This window comes from Runella limosa DSM 17973 (genome assembly GCF_000482465.1).
Taxonomy (GTDB): Bacteria; Bacteroidota; Bacteroidia; order Cytophagales; family Spirosomataceae; genus Runella; species Runella limosa.
In genome coordinates this window covers 368,512-392,575 of the sequence record NZ_KI519420.1, presented here as the reverse complement: position 1 = coordinate 392,575, position 24,064 = coordinate 368,512, and the positions used below count along the sequence as shown (strand labels likewise).

Annotated in this window: 17 protein-coding genes; 10 read left to right on the top strand and 7 right to left on the bottom strand. The window is 43.0% G+C overall.

The window, feature by feature from the left end:
* Positions 1-4: 4 nt before the first annotated feature.
* Both kduD and K339_RS0111605 read right to left on the bottom strand, forming a co-directional pair.
* The gene (kduD, locus tag K339_RS0111615) at positions 5-766 is read right to left on the bottom strand and encodes a 2-dehydro-3-deoxy-D-gluconate 5-dehydrogenase KduD (protein ID WP_028523723.1); all 762 of its coding nucleotides are present in this window, start codon (positions 764-766) and stop codon (positions 5-7) included.
* Between the two features lie 406 nt (positions 767-1,172).
* Positions 1,173-3,593 (bottom strand): DUF4114 domain-containing protein, encoded by a 2,421-nt coding sequence (locus tag K339_RS0111605; protein WP_028523721.1) that lies wholly within the window; start codon positions 3,591-3,593, stop codon positions 1,173-1,175.
* A 130-nt stretch (positions 3,594-3,723) separates the two neighbouring features.
* Between K339_RS0111605 and K339_RS0111600 the strand changes: the two genes are divergently transcribed.
* From K339_RS0111600 to K339_RS0111590, 3 genes are read left to right on the top strand one after another with little or no spacing between them, the layout of a single operon-like run.
* Complete coding sequence (locus tag K339_RS0111600; protein ID WP_028523720.1) at positions 3,724-4,260, top strand: heme NO-binding domain-containing protein; 537 nt, start codon at positions 3,724-3,726, stop codon at positions 4,258-4,260.
* A gap of 1 nt (position 4,261) precedes the next feature.
* Positions 4,262-7,120, top strand: coding sequence for a PAS domain S-box protein (locus K339_RS0111595; RefSeq protein ID WP_028523719.1), 2,859 nt, complete (start codon positions 4,262-4,264; stop codon positions 7,118-7,120).
* Between the two features lie 29 nt (positions 7,121-7,149).
* Positions 7,150-7,839: a LytR/AlgR family response regulator transcription factor gene (locus K339_RS0111590; protein ID WP_028523718.1), complete on the top strand. Its 690-nt coding sequence runs from the start codon at positions 7,150-7,152 to the stop codon at positions 7,837-7,839.
* On the opposite strand, the gene K339_RS0111585 is transcribed toward K339_RS0111590, so the two are convergent.
* Positions 7,836-9,878 (bottom strand): tetratricopeptide repeat protein, encoded by a 2,043-nt coding sequence (locus K339_RS0111585; protein ID WP_028523717.1) that lies wholly within the window; start codon positions 9,876-9,878, stop codon positions 7,836-7,838. The genes K339_RS0111590 and K339_RS0111585 overlap by 4 nt on opposite strands.
* Before the next feature lie 341 nt (positions 9,879-10,219).
* Between K339_RS0111585 and K339_RS33470 the strand changes: the two genes are divergently transcribed.
* The 3 genes from K339_RS33470 to K339_RS0111570 are packed head-to-tail and all read left to right on the top strand — an operon-like array spanning position 10,220 to position 12,958.
* Entirely contained in the window at positions 10,220-10,540 is a 321-nt protein-coding gene (locus tag K339_RS33470; RefSeq protein ID WP_037300192.1) for an STAS domain-containing protein, read from the top strand.
* Positions 10,533-11,771, top strand: coding sequence for an oligosaccharide flippase family protein (locus K339_RS33465; protein ID WP_051397964.1), 1,239 nt, complete (start codon positions 10,533-10,535; stop codon positions 11,769-11,771). The genes K339_RS33470 and K339_RS33465 overlap by 8 nt, the downstream gene beginning before the upstream one ends.
* A complete protein-coding gene (locus K339_RS0111570; RefSeq protein WP_028523715.1) occupies positions 11,768-12,958 on the top strand; it encodes a glycosyltransferase in 1,191 nt (396 codons plus the stop codon). The genes K339_RS33465 and K339_RS0111570 overlap by 4 nt, the downstream gene beginning before the upstream one ends.
* 68 nt (positions 12,959-13,026) lie before the next feature.
* On the opposite strand, the gene K339_RS0111565 is transcribed toward K339_RS0111570, so the two are convergent.
* From K339_RS0111565 to K339_RS0111555, 3 genes are read right to left on the bottom strand one after another with little or no spacing between them, the layout of a single operon-like run.
* Positions 13,027-14,601, bottom strand: a complete 1,575-nt coding sequence (locus K339_RS0111565) for a cellulase family glycosylhydrolase (RefSeq protein WP_051397963.1) — start codon at positions 14,599-14,601, stop codon at positions 13,027-13,029.
* Positions 14,598-15,542 carry a hypothetical protein gene (locus tag K339_RS37545; protein ID WP_028523713.1) on the bottom strand — a complete coding sequence of 315 codons (945 nt, stop codon included), beginning with the start codon at positions 15,540-15,542 and terminating at the stop codon, positions 14,598-14,600. The genes K339_RS0111565 and K339_RS37545 overlap by 4 nt, the downstream gene beginning before the upstream one ends.
* Entirely contained in the window at positions 15,542-18,595 is a 3,054-nt protein-coding gene (locus K339_RS0111555) for a putative glycosyltransferase family protein (RefSeq protein WP_028523712.1), read from the bottom strand. The genes K339_RS37545 and K339_RS0111555 overlap by 1 nt, the downstream gene beginning before the upstream one ends.
* 250 nt (positions 18,596-18,845) lie before the next feature.
* On the opposite strand from K339_RS0111555, the gene K339_RS0111550 reads away from it, so the two are divergent.
* The 3 genes from K339_RS0111550 to K339_RS33460 all read left to right on the top strand — a co-directional run bounded on the left by K339_RS0111550 (position 18,846) and on the right by K339_RS33460 (position 22,080).
* On the top strand, positions 18,846-19,637 hold the full coding sequence (locus tag K339_RS0111550; protein WP_028523711.1) for a dolichyl-phosphate beta-glucosyltransferase: 792 nt from the start codon (positions 18,846-18,848) through the stop codon (positions 19,635-19,637).
* A gap of 136 nt (positions 19,638-19,773) precedes the next feature.
* Complete coding sequence (locus K339_RS0111545) at positions 19,774-20,802, top strand: LacI family DNA-binding transcriptional regulator (RefSeq protein WP_028523710.1); 1,029 nt, start codon at positions 19,774-19,776, stop codon at positions 20,800-20,802.
* 60 nt (positions 20,803-20,862) lie between these two features.
* Positions 20,863-22,080, top strand: coding sequence for an N-acetylmuramoyl-L-alanine amidase family protein (locus K339_RS33460; RefSeq protein WP_051397962.1), 1,218 nt, complete (start codon positions 20,863-20,865; stop codon positions 22,078-22,080).
* A 65-nt stretch (positions 22,081-22,145) separates the two neighbouring features.
* Here the strand turns inward: K339_RS33460 and K339_RS0111535 are convergent, their stop codons facing one another.
* The gene (locus tag K339_RS0111535) at positions 22,146-23,330 is read right to left on the bottom strand and encodes a hypothetical protein (RefSeq protein WP_028523709.1); all 1,185 of its coding nucleotides are present in this window, start codon (positions 23,328-23,330) and stop codon (positions 22,146-22,148) included.
* A 124-nt stretch (positions 23,331-23,454) separates the two neighbouring features.
* Between K339_RS0111535 and purN the strand changes: the two genes are divergently transcribed.
* On the top strand, positions 23,455-24,027 hold the full coding sequence (gene purN, locus K339_RS0111530) for a phosphoribosylglycinamide formyltransferase (RefSeq protein WP_028523708.1): 573 nt from the start codon (positions 23,455-23,457) through the stop codon (positions 24,025-24,027).
* The last annotated feature ends 37 nt before the right edge of the window (positions 24,028-24,064 follow it).

Below are 24,064 nucleotides of genomic sequence, written 5' to 3'. Positions count from 1 at the left end.
AAAATTAGCGACCCATCCAGCCACCGTCAACGGTCAGAATGGTTCCGTGGACATAATCCGAAGCCGACGAGGCCAAAAACACGGCAGGCCCTTTAAAATCTTCGGGTTGTCCCCAGCGGGCAGCAGGAATACGTCCCAAAATCGCGGCACTTCGGTCATCATCGGCCCGAAGCGCCGCCGTGTTGGCCGTCGCAATATACCCTGGAGCAATCGCGTTGACGTTGACCCCTTTGGGCGCCCACTCGTTGGCTAACGCTTTCACTACACTCCCAATGGCTCCCTTACTGGCGGCGTAGCCTGGCACGTTGATTCCTCCCTGAAAAGTGAGCATAGATGCCGTAAAGACGATTTTTCCGTAACCGCGCGCTATCATTTCTTTCCCAAACTCCCTCGCCAAAATAAATTGAGCGTCCAAGTTCACCGAAAGAACCTGATCCCAATATTCATCAGAATGCTCCGCCGCTGGATTTCTCAAAATAATACCCGCGTTGTTGAATAGAATATCAATTTGAGCGAAATCTTCTTTGACTCGTTTGATAAATTGGTACAACGAATCTCGGTTTCCTAAATCTGCTTGATAAGGACTAAATTTCCGCCCCAATGCCGTAACGGCCTTTTCGATTCCACTTCCTTCCAAAGGCATCGAACGCGATACACCCACAATATCAGCTCCTGCTTCGGCCAAGCCCACGGCCATGGCCATTCCGATACCACTATCGCATCCCGAAACCAACGCCACTTTGCCCGTCAAGCTAAAGTTGTTCATTCGTATTAATTTTAATTTTTTCTAGAAACTGAACTATGGTTACTCCAACTCCCTCTTGGAGAGCAGTATCCAAGTTTATGACGACTTTATAGTACATTACAAATAAATTCTTGACTTTTTTTATGCAATCGTTGTCGGTAACGTTGCCAAAAAGAGCAGTTTTTACTTTTAAGGATTTTTTTTTAGTTACTTTATAAAAAACAGCCTCTTCACCTCTCCAAATTATTTCCCTAACTATCAATGAGTAAAATTGAACAAAACCAATATTTAAACTGTCAAAAAAACTCCCCCCCAAGGCAATGCGAAAGAACCTAAAAAGCGGCCCACTCGAAACCCTATTTATTTCATAAAAAAAGGGAGCGAACAACGTGTTCACCCCCCTTTAGCAATAAAAAATTTTGTAATGTTACTTTGCAACAATAAGCTTTTGAGTTTTTAATTGGTTATTACTTTTAACTTGGACAAAATACAGCCCCGAAGGCAAATCAGCCGTAGGAATCGACACACTATTTTGACCCACCTCCGTCGATTTTGACACACCTAGCAGTTGATTACCTCGACTATCAATCACTCTGATTTCACTCTGGCCCATCTCCTTCATTTCAAATGCTACATTAATAACTTCGGTGCAAGGATTTGGAAATACAGTTATTTCAACTGTAGCGAGCTGTTGCTCATTTACTTGTGTTACCTCATTCACAAACTGCACATTATTTGCCTGAATTTCAAAAGGTTTGGAAGACAAATTAGCCCCGTTAAACGAGAATACAACTGCCGTAATATCATCTGCCTTAAAACTTTTTGACTTAGTCGAGTAAAAATCACCGTAAGGAATGGTAAACGTTTTGGCTTTTTCAGTCAATTGAAGCTCTACTCGAAATTGTTCATCGGGGTTACTAATGGATTTTTTCATTAAAATAACCTCCACAATCCCCGTTCCTTGGGCCTCAAACTGAATTCCTTTGTAGTTGCTCATATCGCTTTCTTGGGCCGAAGACTTAAGAAGTTTGAAGAGAGAGACATTATTTTTTACGGTGCCTTTCATATAAGCATTTCTTTCCAACCAATAATTGTTTGACTTATTATCGGGCTCATTATTACTTACTTCAAAGCGTTCAATACTATCCGTTTTTGTATTAACTCCCCAAGGGCTATCAGCCAAATACAATACATCATTCGCTTCTGATACATCACTAGACACTTCTAACCCACTGTCAAACAACTGATTCGTTGGTACAGCAATACGCTGAATTTTATCTCCCGTAAGCGGCGTTTCCCAAACCCAATTGTCCTTTTTCGACTGAGTTTCAGTGCGAGAAGCAGAGCCGTTTATTTTTACGTGCTTCGCATTGGCAAGATTGCTTAGGTCGAGGTACAAAAATCCATTTTTATAATACCCTTGGCGTACATATACTTTGGGAATGGCTACCTTATCTTCCTTGAAAATCAGTGTTTTTTTGCTTTCAATCTGTTGCAGAATTTTTTCCACCAAAGCTTGAGCTAAATGCGGAGCTTCTGCCCATACTTGAAAATTAATATAGTTGTTTCCCTTGGGAAAATCGCCAATTTTCCAATGCCTCTCAACCGAAAAACTAGCTGCTAAATCAGCTACAGAAAAACAGATGGCGTATTCGACTTTTTGATCAGAATGCTTAATTTGGGTGAGAATAAATTGTTTATCTCGCACTGTAATCGGCCGAATATCATTAATAACGCTACCATTTAGGCGGTCGCAAATGGTCTTCGTGTGGTTATAAACTTCGTTTTCGGTATATAAGCTAAGTATAGCCGCTATTCGTTTGTTATTTGAAAAGTAATCTACGGCCAATACAGAACTCGCATTTGTAATTGTCACTAGATCTGAGGGCGTTGATGTAAAAGTTTCAGTAGCCTCTTCAAATGGCTTTTGGGGAATCCATTGAGATAAATCAAACGCACTTTCCCGCGCTCGGGCTGCTGTTTTTTCGGCACTAAACACCTGACTCTCCGCAGGAATATCATAGTTGAGTTGGGGAGTAATTTGTCGCTGAAAATGCCGTTGGGCTACCTGCTGTGCCAACGCTCCATTGCTTTCCAACCCTCCTGTATTTCCAGTACTAGCCGACCCCGACTCTGTCACAGTATTCACATTTGAATTCATCAATACTTCCACGGGATTGGTGCTAATATAAAAAATAGCATCGTTAAAATCTTGGTCACAACTGCCATAGTCGCGGCGAATATCTTCAAAACTCAGAACCATTTTTTGTTCTACCTCATCTTTTAGCAACACATTATGGTATTGCAGGGCAGGATTTCCTTCAGGGTTAAAGGAGGGAGTAGAATACAAAATCCAGTTGCCATTTGTCACTTGTCCATTCCGAAAACCATCCGCAATCAACACCCATCCAATGTTTGTTCCTGCTGAAAAACGCCCCAAGTACACCTTAAAGCCCTCTCCAAGTCCTCCACCACTCCCTATTTTTGAGACATTTGGAAATATGATCGTAATGTCGCCTGCATTGGGTTTACTTGGTGCCCCCTTATACGTATAAAACCCAAGGGTGTTGCGATAACCCGCTCCTTCATCTACAAATGTCACCCAAACGTCTGCATCTTGCGTAACCTTAATGTCAGTGTCGCTACCGCTCGAAATATATTGAGGATGATACGATGGTACTGGGTATGATTCGGGCAAGGAAGCTTTAATATTAGCGCGCATTCTTGCCGAAATTGGTTCATAATCTAAAACAGCGGGCACACCATCACTACTAAATGAACTTAAGTATTTATACTGCGCCTGTGCGGTCATTGCAACAACGACAAGTAACCATGTCAATTTTTTCATTCTCTTCATTTTTGATGCAAAGATGTCGCTTAGGCACAGCTGCTTACTCTTTTTTCGATGTTTGGAAAAAAAGCCTATATTTTCAGCAGTTTTTGACGATTTTTGTAAACACACTATCAACTCACAACGTATGAAAGGCATTGTTTTTACAGAATTCTTCGAGATGGTCGAGGAAGAGTTTGGTTATGAAATGGTCGATACTCTGGTGGAGACGACTGTTTTACCATCAGGAGGTATTTATACAGCAGTCGGCACGTACGACTACAATGAAATAATAAGCTTAGTGGCCAACCTTAGTCAACGCACCCAGATACCCGTGCCTGCACTTTTGAGGGCTTATGGCAAGTATTTATTTAAGTCTTTTACTCGAATTTATAATCGTTTTCTCCAAAGCCCCTCCGATGCGTTTACTTTTTTGGGCAGTATTCATAACTATATTCACGTTGAGGTACAAAAACTCTATCCCGATGCCGAACTACCCCATTTTGACATTGAGCGCGTGGATGACAATACCCTCATCATGAACTACTATTCAAAACGAAAAATGGCCGATTTTGCGCACGGACTCATAGAAGGCACACTGCTACACTTTAGCGAAAATGCTACTATTACCCAACAAGCCATTAAAGAAGACGGAAGCCACGTACAATTTGTGATTGTAAAATAACATGGAAGAGGTTGAACTGCTCAAACGACGTGTTGATCGAGAACGAAAAGCCCGACTACAAGCCGAGGCTATTTTGGAGACAAAAGCATTGGAGCTATATAAGGCCAACGAGCAACTGAGTCTTCTGAATCAGAATCTTGAACAACAAGTTAAACAAGGAATTGAAGAACTCCAAGAAAGCGAAAAACGGCACAGAGAACTCATTGAATCTGTGCAGGATATCATTTATAAAATTTCGCCAAGTGGCTATTTCTTATTTGTTAATTCAGTTGTACAAGAACGCTTGGGGTATTCCGAAAACGAATTAATCGGGCAGCATTTTTCGACCTTGGTTGTCCCCGAATTCCGTCAAGAACTCATTGCTTTTTACAGGCAAATGATTGAAGAGAAGCAACAGAGTACCTACAAAGATTTTCCTGCACTTAAAAAAAACGGCGAGGTTGTTTGGATTGGCCAAACCGTAAGAATCATTGAGCAAGCGGGACAAATAACCGAATTGGTAGCCGTAGCTCGCGACGTGACCGAACTCAAAACCACGGAAGATGCCCTCCGTACTACCCAAACTCGCCTCACTACTCTTATCACCAATCTCCAAAAAGGGGTATTGGTAGAAGACGAGTATCGCAGAATTATTCTAGTCAATCAGCTTTTCTGCGACCTTTTCGGTATTCCTGCCCCTCCTGATACGCTGAAAGGACTAGATTGCTCTCAATCTGCCGAACAATCCAAGCATCTTTTCAAAAACCCTGAGCAATTTGTGGCTCGCATCGAAGATCTGCTTCTAAAACGAGAGATTGTTGTGGAAGAGGAGCTTGAAATGGTGGATGGGCGCATATTGCAGCGAGATTATATCCCTATTTTCTTGGAAGGCCATTACCGTGGACACCTTTGGAAGTACGCCGATATTACCGAAAAACACCTAATCAGGGAACAAATCCGTAAGAGCGAAGAAAAATACCGAGGCATCATGAACAATATGGAACTCGGCCTGTTGGAAGTGGACAACGACCAGCGCATTGTTAGAGCTTATGATCGTTTCTGTAAGCTGGTAGGTTATACCCAAGAAGAACTTATCGGAAAACTAGCACCAGAGTTATTAATCACTCGGGAGTTTGAGGAAGTTTTGAATAATAATCAAGCGCTTCGCCCCAAAGGCACCGCAAGCTCTTATGAGATGCAGATTCTCAAAAAAGACGGAACTCCTATCTGGGTCATTATAAGTGGAGCTCCTATTATGGACGAGCACGGCAAAGTGACTGGCTCGATGGGTATTCATTATGATATTACAGATCGAAAAGTACTCGAACACGAACTTGCCCTTGCTAAACAAATAGCCGAAGATGCTCGCCAAGCCGAGAAACAATTTTTGGCCAATATGAGCCACGAAATTCGTACGCCACTTAATGCCATCATTGGCATGACCCACCTGCTCTTTGATACACGACCGACCAAACAGCAATTTGAATTTTTAGAAATACTTAAAACCTCGGCTGACTTTCTACACAGCCTCATCTCTGACCTACTCGATATGGCAAAAATTGAAGCTGGACGCATTGAAGTACAAAACCACCCTTTTGATTTAGTGGGACTGCTACGAACAACACAGCGGGTTTTTCAAATTAAGCTTCAAAATCGCCCAGTTGAATTAGATATGATGATTGATGCCCGTATCTCGGGTATGTATTCTGGTGATGACCTTATGCTCAACCAAATCTTACTCAATTTGATTGGCAATGCGGAGAAATTCACGGAAGAAGGTACCATTGAGATTACGGTAAAACTCAAAAAAGAAGAAGAAAATACGCTCTGGATTGAGTTTAAGATAAGCGATACTGGGATTGGGATTCCTGCAAATAAATTAGACGAGATTTTTCAGAAATTTAAACAGGTCAATGCCAACAACCATAAACATAAAGGCACAGGATTAGGACTAGCTATCACCAAACAATTGATTGATTTACAGGGCGGAAGCATCTCAGTCAAAAGCCGCGAAGGCGAAGGAACAACGTTCACTTTTATGCTCCCCTTTCAAAAGTCGGACTTGGATGTTGTCCCTGATACCTTCGAGATTCAAAAAGTTTCAAGCGATTTGTTGGGATGTAAAGTATTGGTAGCCGAGGATAACCTAATGAACCAAAAGTACATTAGTAGCTTATTGAACAAATGGGATATTGACTTTGTGATTGCTTCCGACGGAAAAAAAGCGGTGGAAAAAGCACAAAAACAGGCGTTTGACATTATCTTAATGGATATTCAAATGCCTAACATGGACGGCTATGAAGCAACAATCACCATTCGTAATACCAAAAACCCCAACCAACACACACCTATCGTAGCCCTTACCGCCTCGGCGATGCTTGACCAAAAGAGCAAAACCAAGCTGGTTGGGATGGATGATTTTATCACCAAACCTTTTGCACCCAATCAGCTGCTGGGAATCTTGAAACGTTACATAAAAATCAGTAATACCGACTCAAACCCACAAACATCAAGCAACTATACTACTCAACTTGACCATACTCGTTTGCAAGAAATGTATGGCGATGACAAGTCGTATGCCGCAGATATGTTTCAAACATTTTTGTCCAATGTATTACTCGAATTCCCTGCTATTCAGGACTTAATCCTACAAAACGACTGGGAGTCTTTGAGTAAACTGGCTCATAAATTAAAACCTACACTCGGTATGGTTGGGCTTACTAAACTCGAACTTCAACTGTTAGAAATAGAAACCACCGCTAAAGAAAATCCGAAAGAAGAACAACTACAAAAGCTTTGGGATGATGCCCAAAATAGCTTGAATGCCGCTATACCCATTCTGCAAAAAGAATTGGTTCAACTACAAGAACCCACACAATAAGCTTACTCCCAAAGACTAACAAAGATGCCATGAAACTAAAATGTATCATTGTTGAAGATGAAATAATGGCTCGCAAGTCGCTGCAACGGCTCTGTGAACAACACGACTCGCTTCAACTAATCGCTGCCTTTGAGAATGCCGAAGATGCCCTTACTTTTTTATCTGCTGAAGAAGTAGATTTAATATGGCTGGATATTGAAATGCCTGGTTTATCAGGATTTGGGTTGTTAGAAAACCTGACCTCTATGCCACAGGTGATCATGACTACCACCAAAACTGAGTATGCTTTTGATGCGTACCAGTACCAAGTAACCGACTACTTACAGAAGCCAATCACGTTGCCTCGTTTCAAAGTAGCCGTAGAGAAAGTACTCGAGCTCAATACCCGAAAAACGGCCGTTTCGTTGGAGCGCCAAGAAATCTACGTAAAAATAGAGGGTCGATACATTCGGTTACCCTATGCGGAGATTCTCTTTGTGGAAAATGTAGGGGACTATGTTAAAATTTTTACGACCAAAAGCTCCTATGTCGTACATACAACCATGAAATATTTAGAAGAAAAGCTGGGCAATCAGTTTTTGAGGGTACACAGGTCGTTTATCGTTCATTTAGACAAAATTGTGGACATCGAAGAAAACAACCTCGTGATTAGCAACAAAGTCATTCCCATCAGTAGAGCCAACAAATCTGAATTGATGACCCGACTCAATATGATTTAATATTGCTGTTTTTTCAACAAAATCCATTTTGCTTTAATACCTGTTTCTGAGTAGCTATACCCCACCACCGACGAGGTAGCGCTATTGCTGTACAAGCTGTATGCCGTTAGTTCGATGTTGGCGCTAGGTTTGTAACCAAGCGTGAGCGATGCCCGATAAGTAGCCTGATATGCTTCGTCTTCAATACGCTGCATCCCTCCCGCTACCGAAACCTGATACAGGAATTTTTGCTTAGGTACATTGAGGTTTTCTGACACACCAAATACTTCATACGAACGGAACAAAAAAGGGCTAAAATAAACCCGAGACATCCGTTTCTCAAAAGTCATGCGCTGGTAGTTTATACCAAACTTCACGACAGGAGTTGCTTTCAAATCATAGTAAAGCGAAGCAAAGAGCAAATTACGCGTATTTCCATCCGAGTTTTTTGTGTAATAATACTGGGAATAAACCCCTACCTTGAAAGGGGTACTGAGGTTATAAGTGGCAATGTAATTTTTGAATGATAACTGATTGCCCACCAAACCTGCCGTAAAACTCTGAACGTCTGAGTTGTGACGAAGTTCGAGCGTTTGAAACTTATTTAATCTGAATTCACTGGCAATATCAAAGGTTTTGAAAGGAGCAACAGCCCCGTCTTTCTCTAATTTTGTGACATTGATTGCGCCAGTAATCAACCAAAACGGCTTGACCCTCCACCGCAAACCTGCGGTCATTGTTTGCACGTTTGCGCTATTATTTTCGAGCGAATTACTCACTTCACGGCGGCGGTAACCCACATTGAACCGTAAAGCAGTTGCGACATCAAATGCCACATTGGCTTGGTAATTTTTTGATGCGTTACCACCTTTATCACTGCTGATGAAATTGTGGGTAGTGAGGGCAGGTGCGTGACGTAATGCCAGTTTTGCCAAAAAGTCTTTGGCATCTTTTTGATTTGGGTAATATTCCAGGGTCTTCAACACGTACTTTTTCGATTCATCATCCAGTTCTTGGGCAAAAAGGGCGTCGGCTACGCCCAAATTGCCATCAAAAGAAGAAGGAACATTACGCAATGATTTTTTGAAGAGCGAGACCGAATGGGCAAATTCTTTGTTCCAAATTGAAAGCCCTGCTCTTTTGATTAATAGGTCGTTATTGTTAGGAAAAACAGAGTCAAGCGAATCCAATTCGGCAAAAGCCTGCTTAAATTTTCCGTTCCAACCCAAGGCCGTAATACGTCCCAACCGCGCCGTAAGGTATTTTTGCGGCTGAGTAGCCGTACTTTCAACTGCTTTATTGGCATATTCAAAAGCCAAAGGCTTGTTGGCCTGCAAAAAAGACAAGTACGAAAGGTTCAGATATACCTCAGTCTGACCGTGGGTAAGTTGAAGCAATTGTTGATATATTTTTTCCGCTTCATTGTAGCGCTCAAGTTGAATATAGAGCTGTGCTTTGGCAAAAAGAGCTTCTTTATCCGTCGCATTTTCCGACAAAATAGACTCAAGCAGCGGAGCGGCACGGTGATAATCTTGGTTTTTTACAAAATAATCGGCCAATCCCAAACGCGCATATTTACGACTTAGCTTGGCATTGTCGTTAGAAGGCTGAATTTGAAGTGCTTTTTCGGTAAAGACCAATGCTTTTTCGTATTCAAACAGCGAAGCAAGCGCATTGGCATACCCTAAATTGGCCGCAAAATCATTGGGTTTTTCAGTCAACAGTTTTTCGTAATAGCGTTTGGCCTCGGCATATTCTTTGCACCACATAAGTGCCTCCGCAGCATTGAGCGATATTTCAAAATCACCAGGATAACGTTGGAGGAGTTTTCCAAACACTTCTTTGGCCTCAGTTACATTTCCCGACAACCCAGTGCCACGTCCGTAGCAAAGCAATGCAGTTTTGTTGGTAGCATCTTGCGTAGTAAGGTAGTGCTTAAAAAAAGCAGCCCCTTCGGCAAATTGCCCATTTTCAAGCAATTTAAAACCTGCCTGCAATACCTCTTGTGCCTGTACAGCTCCTGCAAATATCACCAGAAAAACTACGAGTATCTTTTTCATTACGATTGTCGATTTGATGAAGCAAAACTACCATCTACTACAGTAGTGATGCCCTGTATTTCGATGAAGTGCAGTTTTTGAGGTGTTTTTGGCAGAAAAATCACCTTTACAGTTTGGCTATTCTTATATATCGATTGGTAGTCACCTAACGGTGGATTCTACTACACCAATGGAAGTTGGGTAATTAGTCTTCAGGGCTGGGTTTGGTCCAATGCCTGAGCTCACTGCTGAATAAACGGGCAAAATCTCCCAAAAAACCTCCGCTTTTTGTCATTCATCGAATTACTACCATTCAGGGCGGGCGTTTGTCGCAACTTTGTCCCAACAAAACACCACAAACCATGTACGCACCCAATTATCAACAATTTGCTGAACGCCTTCGCATCTATCGTTATAGGGGAGAGTTTGGCGCTACTGATGCCATGACGCTCAAAAATGAGTTATTGGCTGAAACCGCCGAACAATTATTTATTGATTTAAGCGAAGTAACTAAAGTTGATTTGATTGCGATAAATGCTTTGGTGATTGCTCACAAGCGTAAAAATCTCAAAGTAGTACTGCCTAAATCCGCCCAAGGACGGCATACGTTTCATCTCACGAAGTTTGACCTTGTTTTAAATATCATTACTTCTATTCCTGATTACCTCTACGACTATGAGTAAGCTCAAAACAACCAACGAAGCCCTTTTGAGCACAGGATTTATGCTAATGGTCAGCACGTTAGTGGTAAACATTGGCAATTATGCTTTCAACCTACTTGCAGGGCGCTTGCTTAGTCCTGAAGCCTTTGGTGAAGCCAATTTCTTAGTAACCTGTTTGTTGGCCATTTCTTTTATTGCTACGGCATTTCAGCTAACAGCGGCCAAGTTTTCGGACGCTCAAAATCAGCTGACTGACTTGGCTTGGTTAATAGGCTTTCTTATCTGCGTAAGTGTCATAGTTGGTTCAAATACAATCGTTGATACCTTTCATCTCACCTCAGAAACCTCGCTTCTTTTTCTTGCCATAGCGGTTCCATTCTACTTCGTAATGAGTGTAGGGCGAGGCAAGTTACAAGGAGATTTACGTTTTGGACATTTTGCGGCTACTTATCAAATCGAAATGTGGACGCGGCTCATCGTAGGCATCAGCATGGTTGTTTTATTCGGCGCTGCATGGGGCATAGTCATAGGTTTATTCGTCTCAATTGGCAGTGGATTTATCTACACGCATTTGGCACAAAAATCCTCGAAATCGGGCTCAATACACATCAAGTCTTTTGGAGGAGTTAGTGTTTTTTTGGGAGCAACATTGGTATATGAGCTGAGTCAAATTGTTATTAACAACGGCGATGTCTTAATGGTAAAACATTACTTCACTACCCAAGACGCGGGTCTATATGCGGCCTTGGCGTTGACGGGTCGGGTCGTCTATTTCGGAACGTGGTCGGTAGTAATGGTGCTATTTCCAAAGGTAATTGAACAAAAAAAGAAGGGCCAACCTACCCACCATTTACTTATCAAAAGCTTTGCCATTGTGGCACTGATTGCTATTCTCATCGTTGTTGGATGTTTGGCCTTCCCTGACTATATCGTAGGTACATTATTTGGCAAAAACTACCTTAGTATCAGCCATTACTTGTGGCAATATGCTTCCGTAACTGCGCTGTTTGCTTGTGCCAACGTCTGGGTGTATTATCACCTATCACTCGACCGCAAAACGCCCATTGTACTTTCAGTTTTTGCAGGCATTTTACAACTTACCCTACTCTATTTTAAGCATGGCAATTTTGGAGATGTGATTCAAGGACAGTGCATTGCCATGCTCTTTTTATTCTTTTCGCTATTGGTTTATCATTTTTCAGTCACTACTAGAGACTTCTCTTTCCAACAAAAAAATATTCAATTGTCATGAACTCCAACCTTAAAGTTGCCATTGTTTCTCCTTTCCCTCCGAGCAAATGTACGCTCAATGAGTACGGTTATCATTTGGTCAATCATTTTCGTCAAAACAATGACACCAAAGAAGTAGTATTGATTGCCGACCAACTCCCCGAAGGCCAAGTGTATGAGTTTGATGCCGAAGGATGCCCAATAGAAGTTCGCCCTGTATGGCAATTCAACCACTGGTTTAACTTTTGGTTTATCCTCAACACCATCCGTCAGACTAAACCCGACGTCGTACTTTTCAACATTCAGTTCCTATCATTTGGCGACAAAAAAATCCCTGCTGCACTAGGGCTACTTACGCCATGGTTGGTGAAGCTATTTGGTTTTCCATCGGTTGTGTTGTTACACAATATCATGGAAGAAGTAGATTTGAAAACGGCAGGAATCACTCAAAATCCAGTTTTAGCTGCTCTCTTTCGCTTTATTGGCACAATGCTCACACGTCTGGTATTGCAAGCTGACTTAGTGGCTGTTACCATTGCGAAGTACGTAGAAGTGTTAGAAAAAAAATACAAAGTCAACAACGTAGCGTTGGTTCCGCACGGTAGTTTTGAATTGCCTCCCATGCCTTCTTTTGACTTGCCCGAAGGCCCCAAGCGCGTCATGACTTTTGGCAAATTTGGGACTTACAAAAAAGTAGAAGTAATGATTGAAGCAGTAGAACTCGTGCGTCAGCGTATCAGAGTACCGCTCGAAATCGTGATTGCAGGTACCGACAGTCCCAACAAAAAAGGTTACTTAGCAGCAGTACAACAACAATACGCCAACGTGCATGGCCTAACCTTTACTGGCTATGTACCCGAAGAATACGTACCTACGGTATTCAACGAAAGCGCCGTAGTGGTATTTCCTTACACCAGCACTACAGGTAGCTCTGGCGTTTTGCACCAAGCAGGAAGTTATGGTAAAGCCGTGATATTACCTAACATCGGCGATTTAGGTCAGTTGATTAAAGAAGAAGGGTATGCGGGCGAACTTTTTGAACCAGACGATGCCGAAAGTTTAGCAGAGGCCATCCAAAAAGTAGTAGAAAACGACGACCATCGCCGTCACTTAGGGGTTCAAAATTACTTTGCCGCAGTTTCACTACCCATGGCCGATATCGTAGATTGGTACTACCTTCACTTTGGAAGACTACTCCAAGCGGCTTAATTACTACCATCTTTACGATTTTTCTTTACCCTACAATTCCCAAAGCCTGTTGCACATGCGCAGGCTTTTTATTTTACTAATACCGTCAGTCCTTTTTTAGGTTTCCCTGCGGTATTCAACACGCCAAAATTTTTCTGTGGATAACGATTCCACGGCATTTTGCCTACTACTTCGGCAGGTACATCAACAAAATCATATAAGGCCCACACAACGGAAGGGATGTCTCCTTTTTGGCGAAGGACTTCTCTTACTTGAGCGAAATAAATGGCCTGATCTTCTTCATTTTTACCAAACGGAGCCCAAATACCTCGGTACGTAGAAAGCCCAAATTCTTCTAAAACAACAGGCTTTGTGTTTACCTTTTTCTGTAACCCATCAATGCCCCTTGCCAGTTCTTCGGGCGACTTATAGGAGTGAAATGACACAAAATCAAGGTCTTTACTTAGCATTTCCGCATTTTCAGGGTACGCCCACCCAATGGTAAGCAAGTGGTTTGGGTCATAGCTTCTGGCCCGTTTCAGCACCCACTGCAACCATTCTTGGACATCGGCGGTATCGTGGTATTTGTAATCTAAGTCAGGCTCGTTTTTTACATCCCACGCCATAATTGCAGGGTGAGTCCTAAATGTTATCAACAATGTTTCGAGTTGTCGGTCCGTAGCAGAAAAGTTTAACAAACGATAATCACCCAAAAAATCGAACAATGTAACGATGACTTTTAGCTGATGTTTTTGGGCCATATCCAGCAACTGCCGCAATTTTTCGACTTGTTCGCCAGGAACGTTTCCTTTATTAAAATCATGAAAATTCACAAAAACTCGTACGGTGTTGAAGCCTAGGGACTGTACCAACGCAAAGTCTTTGGAAATAACTTGAGCGTTGAATTTCGACCAAAAAGAAGTCCAAGGCGTCTTCTGGGGATAGTAGTTAACCCCCTTAGGGACAAAGGGTTTGTTGGCGACGTAAAACCGTTTGCCTTTCACCTGAACCATCTTCGACTTATCTGCCTGCAAGGTATCTTGAGCAAAGGGAGTAGGTTGTTTACGCACCAAGTTTTTGATTCGCCAATACCCATCGTCCAGCAACATCACTACTTCGTAGTCGGTTACTACTTCGGTCGAATAGATTTTTTGATGCGTCTCTTTTTGGTAAAGGCGTTTTTTTAGTCGCACTTGCCTATCCGTAAACGACACAATTTGGCCATCAGCGGAATAAAAATGCAGTTCAATATGGTGTTCTAAATCCGTTTGATGTAATTCAAAACCTTTGTTAGTCAGCTCTTTGATTGGATTTTGCATCTTGGGCAAGGCTGATGGAGTAAAATACTCTTTCAACCCCTTGGTCTCTCCCGTCATATAACTCAAGTGCTGCTGATACCACCCACGGATGTAATCTTTAACAATTTCTTGTCGGGTAAAATCCTCCATTTTACGGCCTATCGGCTCATCATCGGGCAACCACTCAACAGAAGGAACATGTGATTCGGGCAGATTTGGGGGTAGATTGAGGGCCGTGGCACGGTCGGCACCCGTGTTAAAGTACGTCCATAAGTTGGCCGTTACGCCAATCAATAAACACAAACCTACCACCGTAATGATGCCGAAATAAACTCTGTAGTATTTGATTGAAGGTTGAGCCGTCATTTCTTTGCCATGAAAGATACTGTGAATAGATTGCTTTTTCCACCACCGCTTACCGAAGCACGAATGCGAAGGCTCCCTGCCGATACAGGATTTTGCACCGCGATGGTTGCAACACCTTCGAGTGTATAACCATTGAGTTGGCGTAAGGTATGGTTGGTGTCCTGGCATTCAAACAAAACCAGCGTACCGTTGGGAACTGTATTGCCGAAACGGTCTTTGAGTACATCTGTCTTTACTTTAAACGTTTGGCGGCCATCGGCGAAGGGCGTCGTACCTTCCGCCCAAATTCGAAAATCGGCGGGGTAGTCGGCCACTTCTAGCAACTCTTTTTCTTTGCTTTTAAGGCCATTCACGGTTACATACCCCAACGTTTTACCTGCTTTTGTTTGGGCAACAATAATTTGGTAAGCCACGCCGTGTTTTGTCAATGCTTGCTTGTTTTCTGCAACATTGCTCGGCCTGACTAACTCAAACCGCACAGGAGTCTGTGCTTGAACCAAATTTCCAAACGTATCCGTCGGTATTACCGTGAGCATGGCCCAATCTTGCCCATTTGCAATGATGGATTTTGAGCCTAAATAGGTATCAAGTGGCATGGTAGTAGTCATTGGCAGTACATGATAGAGCTTTTGGCTGATTTTTGTGCCCCCATAAATCACTTCGGCCAAAACCATACCTGCCAAGGTATCCACTATCGTTATCGCGTGATTTTGGCCAAAAGTATCAATTGTTGTTCCCCAAGTAGTATGCCGAAGTAAGTAAACAGGCGAATCAGGAAGTTTTTCTTTCCCGATGAGCCGAATCGTAAACTTTTGTCCCACCGTTACCGAATCTGGTCCGAGCAATTTTACGTCGGGAAGGGATGCTTCATGCGTTTGTTTTGTGGTGCATTGCCCGCACAACAGAAAAATAACAGCAATATGTAAAAACCAATTTCGCATCAATACAGGGTGGGATTTCCGATATAGGCATTCACTAAAAACCGCACATAACCTTGTTGGGTAGGTAGAGGGAGCAACCCATCGTTGGAAGGTCTGTTTACCATCGTTATATGATTTAAAAAGCTACTCTGAGGCAATCCGTTGACAAAAAAATCATTGATTGTGCCTGCTCTTACAAGACGTATTTGGTCAAAATTGGGTAATTTTTTTTCAAATACCTGCTTCGCCTGCTGTCTAACCCCTTCTTTTAAAAACAGGTGATCCACCCATCTTACTGTTTGGGCCTGGTCATAATACGTAAACAGTAGTTGCGGTACACTGATTTCGTCAATTCCGTGATTATAAACTTCTCCTTTTATTTTTTGAGTACCCACTACTTTGATTTGCTGAACTCCCGCATCGCGATACATGTCTCGGTCGGCTACCACGGCTCTCGCAAACAATCGAAACTCGGTAGGCTGATGTGTAAAACGGTAGGCTGTAAATTCGGTAGGGTTAAATTTGAGCGGGTTTTTATCTTCTTCTTTTACCCAAGCTGTTTCCTCAAATTCGATTCTGAACGGGACAATCTCTTTAGGAAGTACATTGTGCATGGCCACATATTTGGCATTGTATGACACCAACTTACGACGCTGTTTATCAAACAATTGAGCCTCAATCGTTAGATGCGCAGGGAGATGATCAATGTTCTGAATTTCGCCCACAACAACATACTGGCTATCAATTTTCATCAATTTAGCCGACAAGATATGCAATTCAGGTCGATCCAATACGTCATCATGCTCCGTGGTAGCCGTCGTAATTTTACGTTTTCCTTGACTATGCAAACCCAACACTCCCTTTTCGATGTGCTCGTCGGGAGGTATTGCCTGATCAAAAATAGGAGGCTCAATAAACCAATCTGTTCCTATTTTCACCACCGTATGTTCCGTTTCTTGATGATACCTTTCAAGGGGAGTCACCCAATCAGTAATGGCTAAAACCCTCATTTGGGTGGGTTGCTTTTCCAAGATTTTGACCGAGAAAGCGTCTAACTTCCCGTACGAAGCCAGCAATCCATCGCGTACCGAAAGCTGCAAAACATAATCATCAAAACCGATACTATGGGGAGGAAAATAGCTGTGTACCTCTTTAAAACGTTTAAAATCTAGGGCGTTATAGTAGGATTTGACCAAAAAAACAGGGTCTTTTTGATAGGAAGTAAGCAAGGCTTTCAGCCAAAAACCACCTGCGATGATGAGCACCGCTGCCATCCAGCTATACAACCAACGATTGTCTTGGTGAGCATTGTAACCTCTATTTTCAACATCAGGAAAGGCACTACTCAGAAATACACGACGGTAATAATAAAGGACGGTTAGCATAACGAGAAATGCGCACAATGGCAAAATCCCCCACATCCGTTTCTGCACTACAGGCATATCTCTCTGAGGTAAAACACTAGGCAACGTTGGTACATCGTGTTTCTGCCAAACCATAATGCCATTTTCGAGACGCTGAAGACGCTCCCACCCCGCAAAATACAGAATAGGGTCATAGAACTTATCGTTGGAAAAAATGAATTTGAGGTGATATTTTTCAGGAATAGTGAGAAACTGCTGCAAAGAACCAATTCCCTGAACTCCTTTAAATTTTGAATTTTCGAGCCTTTCCAATGGCTGAGAGGTCATCTCGGGCACTCTTCGAGCCGAATGATAATTGCCATCAATCGAAAGTGCCATAGTATTGGCCGAAAGCCACGCCATCTGGTCCCCAAAACCAAGGGTCATAAAACGCCAACGATCGTGCTGATCGCGTTCTAAAAAACTTAGAATAGGTTGTATATCTACACTTGATGGCTGTAGCGCACGGAGTTTATGAAAATCAACAATCAAAAGTGCTTGAAAACCTACCAAGCCTATCATCAGAACACTCATAAAACGGTACATCTTTTTCCCATACCGCCCGATGATACGTTCACGAATATCTCCTTCTACCAAACGCTTAAAAAAGTCACCTACAAAAGGAATCGCTATCACGGATGCCCAAAACGTAAAACGGTCTAAGGTGAGAATTTCAAAGGCGTTTTTACCTAACAGCAGCTTGGGAATAGGGGTAGTTCCCCCCGTACCTAGTAATAAAAGTAACGAAAATGACAGCGCCAGAAAGATAGTTCGACGCGTATAAAGACTTCGAAAAATGTAGGGGAGCATAAGGAGCGTAAAGCCCAAGGGAATAATAAAAAACATTAGCCCTGACGACGTAACCTCAATAAATGAATCGCGGGAACCATGCGGAATGGACACTTGCGTAATAGGATCTGTTTTTGACCAAAACCAATAAGGGAAGATAATAAGTACGATTTCTATCCCCGCAATTAGAAAAAACGTAACAATCAACTTCCACTTCGTGAACGCCAATACAATAGCGTCTTTGGCTACTTTAAAAAAGCTACCTTCTACCCCCACTTGGTCCAACAATGCCGTAGCAATGATGGGAGCAATAAAAAACACCATCCCAAAAATGGTTGTCACGTGGTGTGAAGCAACCGTTACCCCCAAAATAGCAAGCCCCGTGACTAAGTACCGCTTTTGCTCCGTTCGAAAATAACCATACACTTCGGGTAAAGCATTGGTCAAACAAGCGATTCCAATCATGGTAGGTAATTGTCCATAAATGTGAATCGTCTGAACAATAGAAGAAGCTACCACGGCAAACAAAGCCGCATATCCCGCCGAACGCTTTGGTACCCATAGTTGGGAAAAACGGTAAATTCCAACAATAAAAAAACACAGCGCGGATAAGATAACCACCCCAAAGCCAAATTTGAGCCCCCCGATTTTTGACAAGAATGCAATCAATTGATGACTTAACGGAGGATAACTTATCACAGGAAAGCCCGTGTACCAGCGATACTCCCAAGGCTCAAACCACAAACGAGCGTAGTGATCGCCAAAGAAAATATGCACAAAGGCATCGTAGGTTTTGTCGATAGTATATACCAAAGCCGAACCGTGAAACAACACGGCGACAATCAATGCTACAAACAATAATCTATCTGCTTTGGGTGGCATGGTATGTTGTTAACTCTTTGTCTTCCACGAGGAAATTGCGAAATAAGAAGGGTTTTTATCAATAAAAAAATTTTTAAGCGTATTTCGGCTTGTTCGTGTTTATCGAGCTAAAATCCTTTTATTTCTTGCTGCTAAATATCGGACAAATTCCTCCAAAAAACTGCTGTTTAATGCAGTTTATCGAAGACTTCATTTTAAAAAATTTATACGTAGCACCTTTGTATCATCAAACACGAGAAAATCAAAAAAGATGAATACAGGAATTGTCATCCCTTGTTATAACGAAGCCAACCGCCTAGATTACAACGCATTTCAGTCATTTTTAACCTTGCATTCAGACTATCATTTGTGCTTTGTCAACGATGGAAGTAAAGATGATACACTGGCATTTTTGAAACGTATGCAAAAAGGTTTCGAAACTCAAATCTCCATTGTTGATTGTAAGACAAATGGCGGAAAAGCCGAAGCCGTACGCCAAGGAATCCTAAAGATGTCACAAGTACCCGAATTGGAATATATAGGTTTTCTTGATGCCGATTTGTCGGTAAGCTTAGAAGAATTCACCGACCTAGTACAGACTATCCACTCCGACTCAACGCTCAAAATTGTAAGCGGTTCAAGAGTAAAGCGTATGGGAGCGGTCATCAATCGTAACCTCAAACGCCACCTCATTGGTAGAAGCATAGCCACTCTTATTAGCCTATTATTAGGTATGCCATTTTATGATACACAGTGTGGGGCTAAGGTATTTCGTAAAGAGCTAGTCCACGTCGGTTTCCGTTCACCATTTCAGAGTGCGTGGCTATTTGACGTCGAGCTATTTATGCGCATGAAAAAATATTACGGTATTCAGGCTGCCATGAACTTCATTCTTGAATACCCTCTTCGTCGTTGGGTCCATGTAGAAGACTCAAAAATAGGCGCCTCTGATTTAATCAAAATCCCACTCCAACTCATTAAGATTCAATATCATTACCAACTTAAGCCTAAGTTTGCATTGACATTGCCTTTTGCCAATGAGACGCTATCGTTGGAATCATAATTCTTAAAAGTAGCGCCTAAATGCAACCCTACTAGCCCAATTGATTTGAGTTGAGCCGTAAAAAATGTACCTTCACCTCTTCAAACTACATGGCCATAGCTTAACTATGACACGTGTGTAAACCTATACTACAAGAGTGGAAGTCATTACTATCAAAGACATTGCGAAAGCTCTCAACCTTTCGACCTCTACTGTTTCAAGAGCTTTGCGGGGGAGTTATGAAATTAACCCCGAAACCAAACGGCTTGTGATGGAGTATGCCGAACGCATGAACTATCGCCCCAACCCCATCGCGCTTAGTCTAAAAGAAAACCGAAGTCGTTCGATTGGGATCATTATTCCCGAAATCGCCAACAACTTCTTTTCGCAGGCCATCAATGGCATGGAGTCGATTGCTTATAATCGAGGTTACCATGTAGTTATTTCGCAAAATCATGAATCGTACGAACGAGAGCTGGTCAATACCCAATACCTCGCCCAACGCCGCGTCGATGGACTCATTGTTTCTCTTTCGGGAGAAAGCAATGATTTAGAACACTTTAAAGAACTTCAAACGAAAGGAATGCCGATTGTCTTCTTTGACCGCGTTCCGCAAGATTATATCACTCACAAAGTAAGCGCCGACAACTTTGTAGGGGCTTATGAAGCCACTGCTCATTTGATTCAACAAGGTTTTAGAAGAATTGCCCACCTTACGAGTCCGTCTTGGTTATCAATCACTTACGAACGACTTGAAGGCTACAAAAAGGCACTGCAAAACCACGGAATACCCATTGAAGAATCGTACATTAAGTACTGTAGCCACGGTGGGATGAATCCTGACGAAGTGGAAAAAGCCGTCCTCGAACTCATTCATCATCCCGAACGCCCCGACGCAATTTTTTCCGCAGGCGACCGCCTTACTACTTCGTCGATGTCGCTAATCAAACGCGAAGGTTTACGCATTCCTGAAGACGTTGCCATCGTCGGGTTTACCAACCTCATTTCGGCGCATTTGCTCAGTCCTGCACTCAGTGCCGTCACCCAGCCCGCCTACGAAATGGGACAACTCGCTACGGAGTTTTTGATTGATTTAATCGAACGCCCCAAAAGTACCATCCGCTTTGAAACCAAGCGTTTGGAAACCAAATTGGTCATTCGGGAATCGTCGCTGAAACCTGCTTGATGGTAGCTTCTTTTTCATTTGGAGTAAGATTTTACGTACTTTTAGCCAAATCTTACTCCAATGCCCCGTCTGTTTTATAGCCTCTTTCTTGTCTTTTTTTACGTCACTGGTTTCGCCCAACTCCGCGATACACTTTACCAATTTCGCCCCGACTCGGCCGTTTTTGTCCGCACCAAAGGCCCATTGGCCTACCTCAATTATGGCCTTGGCGAAGACCGTCTGGGAGGAGCAAAAATGGGTTACCTCGACTCACTCGTATTGCTGAAAGTAACGGGGCGATACAAAGACCAATACCGCGTTCGGCTGACTTCTACGCTATCGGCTTGGGTTCCGCAAAACCTTACCCGTCGCGATACCATCGTCAAGCCACCGATTCAATATTTAACAACTTCGTGGAGAACGTGGGGCGATGACCGTTTTGACTATATTTCTATTCCACTCACGGAGCGTCTTCCTTATCGGAGTTGGCAAGAAATGAATCCTTCTCGGATTGTCGTTGATATTTTTGGGGCAACTACCAATACCAACTGGATTACGCAGTTTAAGTCCGCCACCGAAATAAAACACGTTGATTATGAACAACTTGCCGACGAGCATTTGCGTGTAACCATCCAACTAGCCCACGCCCAGCATTGGGGGTACAAGATTGGATACGAAGGCCGCCGCCTCGTGATTCGAATCAAACACCAACCCGAAAAACTTAAACTTGACGGCCTCACAATTGCCATCGATGCAGGACACGGAGGCACCAACCTTGGTGCGCGGGGATTACGCTCTAAGCAATGGGAAAAAGACCTGAATTTGAGCATCGCTTTACACCTCAAAAAAGAACTTGAAGACAAAGGGGCACGCGTGCTCATGACCCGCACTAACGATACCCTCTTTAATAACACCGACCGCATTGTACACTTCCGCGCGCTTCAACCTGATTTGTTGATTAGTATTCACAACAATGCCGCAGGAGATACCACCAAAACGCGCGGAACAAGTACGTACTACAAACACATTGGCTACCGACCACTAAGTCAAGCGATATTGGAGCGTCTGCTCGAAATGGGACTCACAGAATACGGTAACATTGGACGCTTCAACTTTGCGTTGAATAGCCCCATCGAATACCCCAACGTGCTTGTAGAAGGCGCGTTTATGAGTCACCCCGAAGACGAAGCGTTGTTGATAGAAGATGATTTTCGCAAAAAAATGGCGAAACAGATTCGTAAAGGCGTAGAAGATTGGTTGAAAGCCATCAGGCGTAACGACAAAAAAGGAGGGTTGTGAGCAACCCTCTCCACTGTGTGTCGGGTTGCTCACAACCCGACGCTTACTATTAATGTCGGCAAACTCTAAATCATCGGATGACGTTTGAACTCTTTGGTACGGTCAAAAAGGTAGCGGTACGTCGTATGAATTTTATGAGGCACTCCCCCCAAAAGCTCGGCAAAGCGCACCATTTTAGGGTTAAAGTCACCAATCCAGTTAAATTCTAGTTCGGTATATTGGTAATTGGGACGCCAAGCCACGCGCGTCGAAGCAAGAGCCATGGCCGACTCCACACCTCTGCCTTGATATTCAGGAATAACGCCAAAAATCACCCCAAACGCTTTGTAATTTTTCTTCCGTAGTTTGTGGTACAAAAACTTGATTTTCCCAATCAAATCTAGCTTGCCGTTGACGTGTTTGAAGATTTGATTTAGCTCGGGCAACATAATAAAAAATGCCACAGGTTCGCCGTCTCGGTAGCCAAACCACATCATTTCTTCGTCCATGATGGGTTTCATCCGCAGCATAATGGCCTTGGCCTTTTCGGGAGTCATATCGTCGGTACCGAGGTGTTTTGCCCAGGCTTTGTTATAAACCGTCCGAAAATCTTCCGCAAACTTACCCAACTCTTTTTTATCAATGTGTTTAAACGAAAACTCTGGATTGTTTAAAATACGCTCTGCTCGTTCAAAAAACACCATATTTACTCGCTCCATAAATTTCTCTTTGTACATGTGCAAAAAGAACGTGAGCTGATTGAAGTACGTCTGAAATCCGTACGCTTCAAAGAAGGTTTGATAATAAGGGAAATGATACCCCATTCCATAAAGGGGTTCTTTGTCAAAACCTTCGGTCAAAAGCCCCCAAAAACGGTCACGTTCCCCAAAATTAATCGGGCCGTCCATCGCCTCCATGCCTTGTGCTTGTAGCCACGTTTTACTGGTATCAAGAAGCGCAAAAGCCGTAGCTTGGTCTTCGATGCACTCAAAAAATCCCATTCCGCCCGTAGGTTGGTCGTTGCCTTTCAGGACCGTTCCTTGGTTCACAAAAGCCGCCACTCGTCCGATGGTCTGGCCTTGGTCATCGACGGCAATCCAACGTACACACGCACCACCTTTAAAATATTTATTTTTGTCAGGGTTAAAAGTGTCCTCCACGTCCTTATCAAGTGGACGAATCCAGAAAGTATTATCTTTATAAAGCCGCACGGGTAACATCAAAAACTCGCGCTGACGGGCAGCATCGGTGCCTACTTCAAGAATTTGCATAGTCTCAAAAATCAATCTCAGGTATCAATGGACAGCGAAATTAGGCGATTCTAACCGATTATAGCGCATCTGAGGTGACAAAAAGCTAACTTTGCCCCCGATAATCTATCAAAACTCACCTCCCATGACTAAAAAACGGATTGCGATTTTTGCTTCGGGCTCTGGTTCTAATGCCGAAAAAATCGCCGAACATTTTGCCACTAACCCCCAAGTAGAGATTTCGTTTATCCTCACCAACAATCCGCAAGCGGGGGTGATTGCCCGGGCGCGCCGCCTTCACATTCCTGTGGTGGTATTCGACCGAACAACGTTTTATCACTCACCCCGCATTATCGAATTTTTACAAAACCAACACATCGACCTAGTCGTTTTGGCGGGCTTTATGATGCTTATCCCTGAGGCAATGGTGCAGGCATTTCCCAATCAGATTGTCAATATCCACCCCGCTCTTCTTCCCAAATACGGCGGAAAAGGCATGTATGGGCATTTTGTCCATGAGGCAGTAGTCGCCGCTCAAGAAACAGAATCGGGCATTACGATTCACTACGTAAACGAGCATTACGACGAAGGTGCCATTATTTTTCAAGCCACCTGCCCCGTCGTATCAACCGATACCCCCGAGGATGTTGCTAAAAAAATACAAGTATTAGAACACAAACATTTTCCCGAAGTAGTGGAGCAATTGTTGAACGCATAGCATAAAAAAAGCCGTGCCTCATCGAGACACGGCTTTA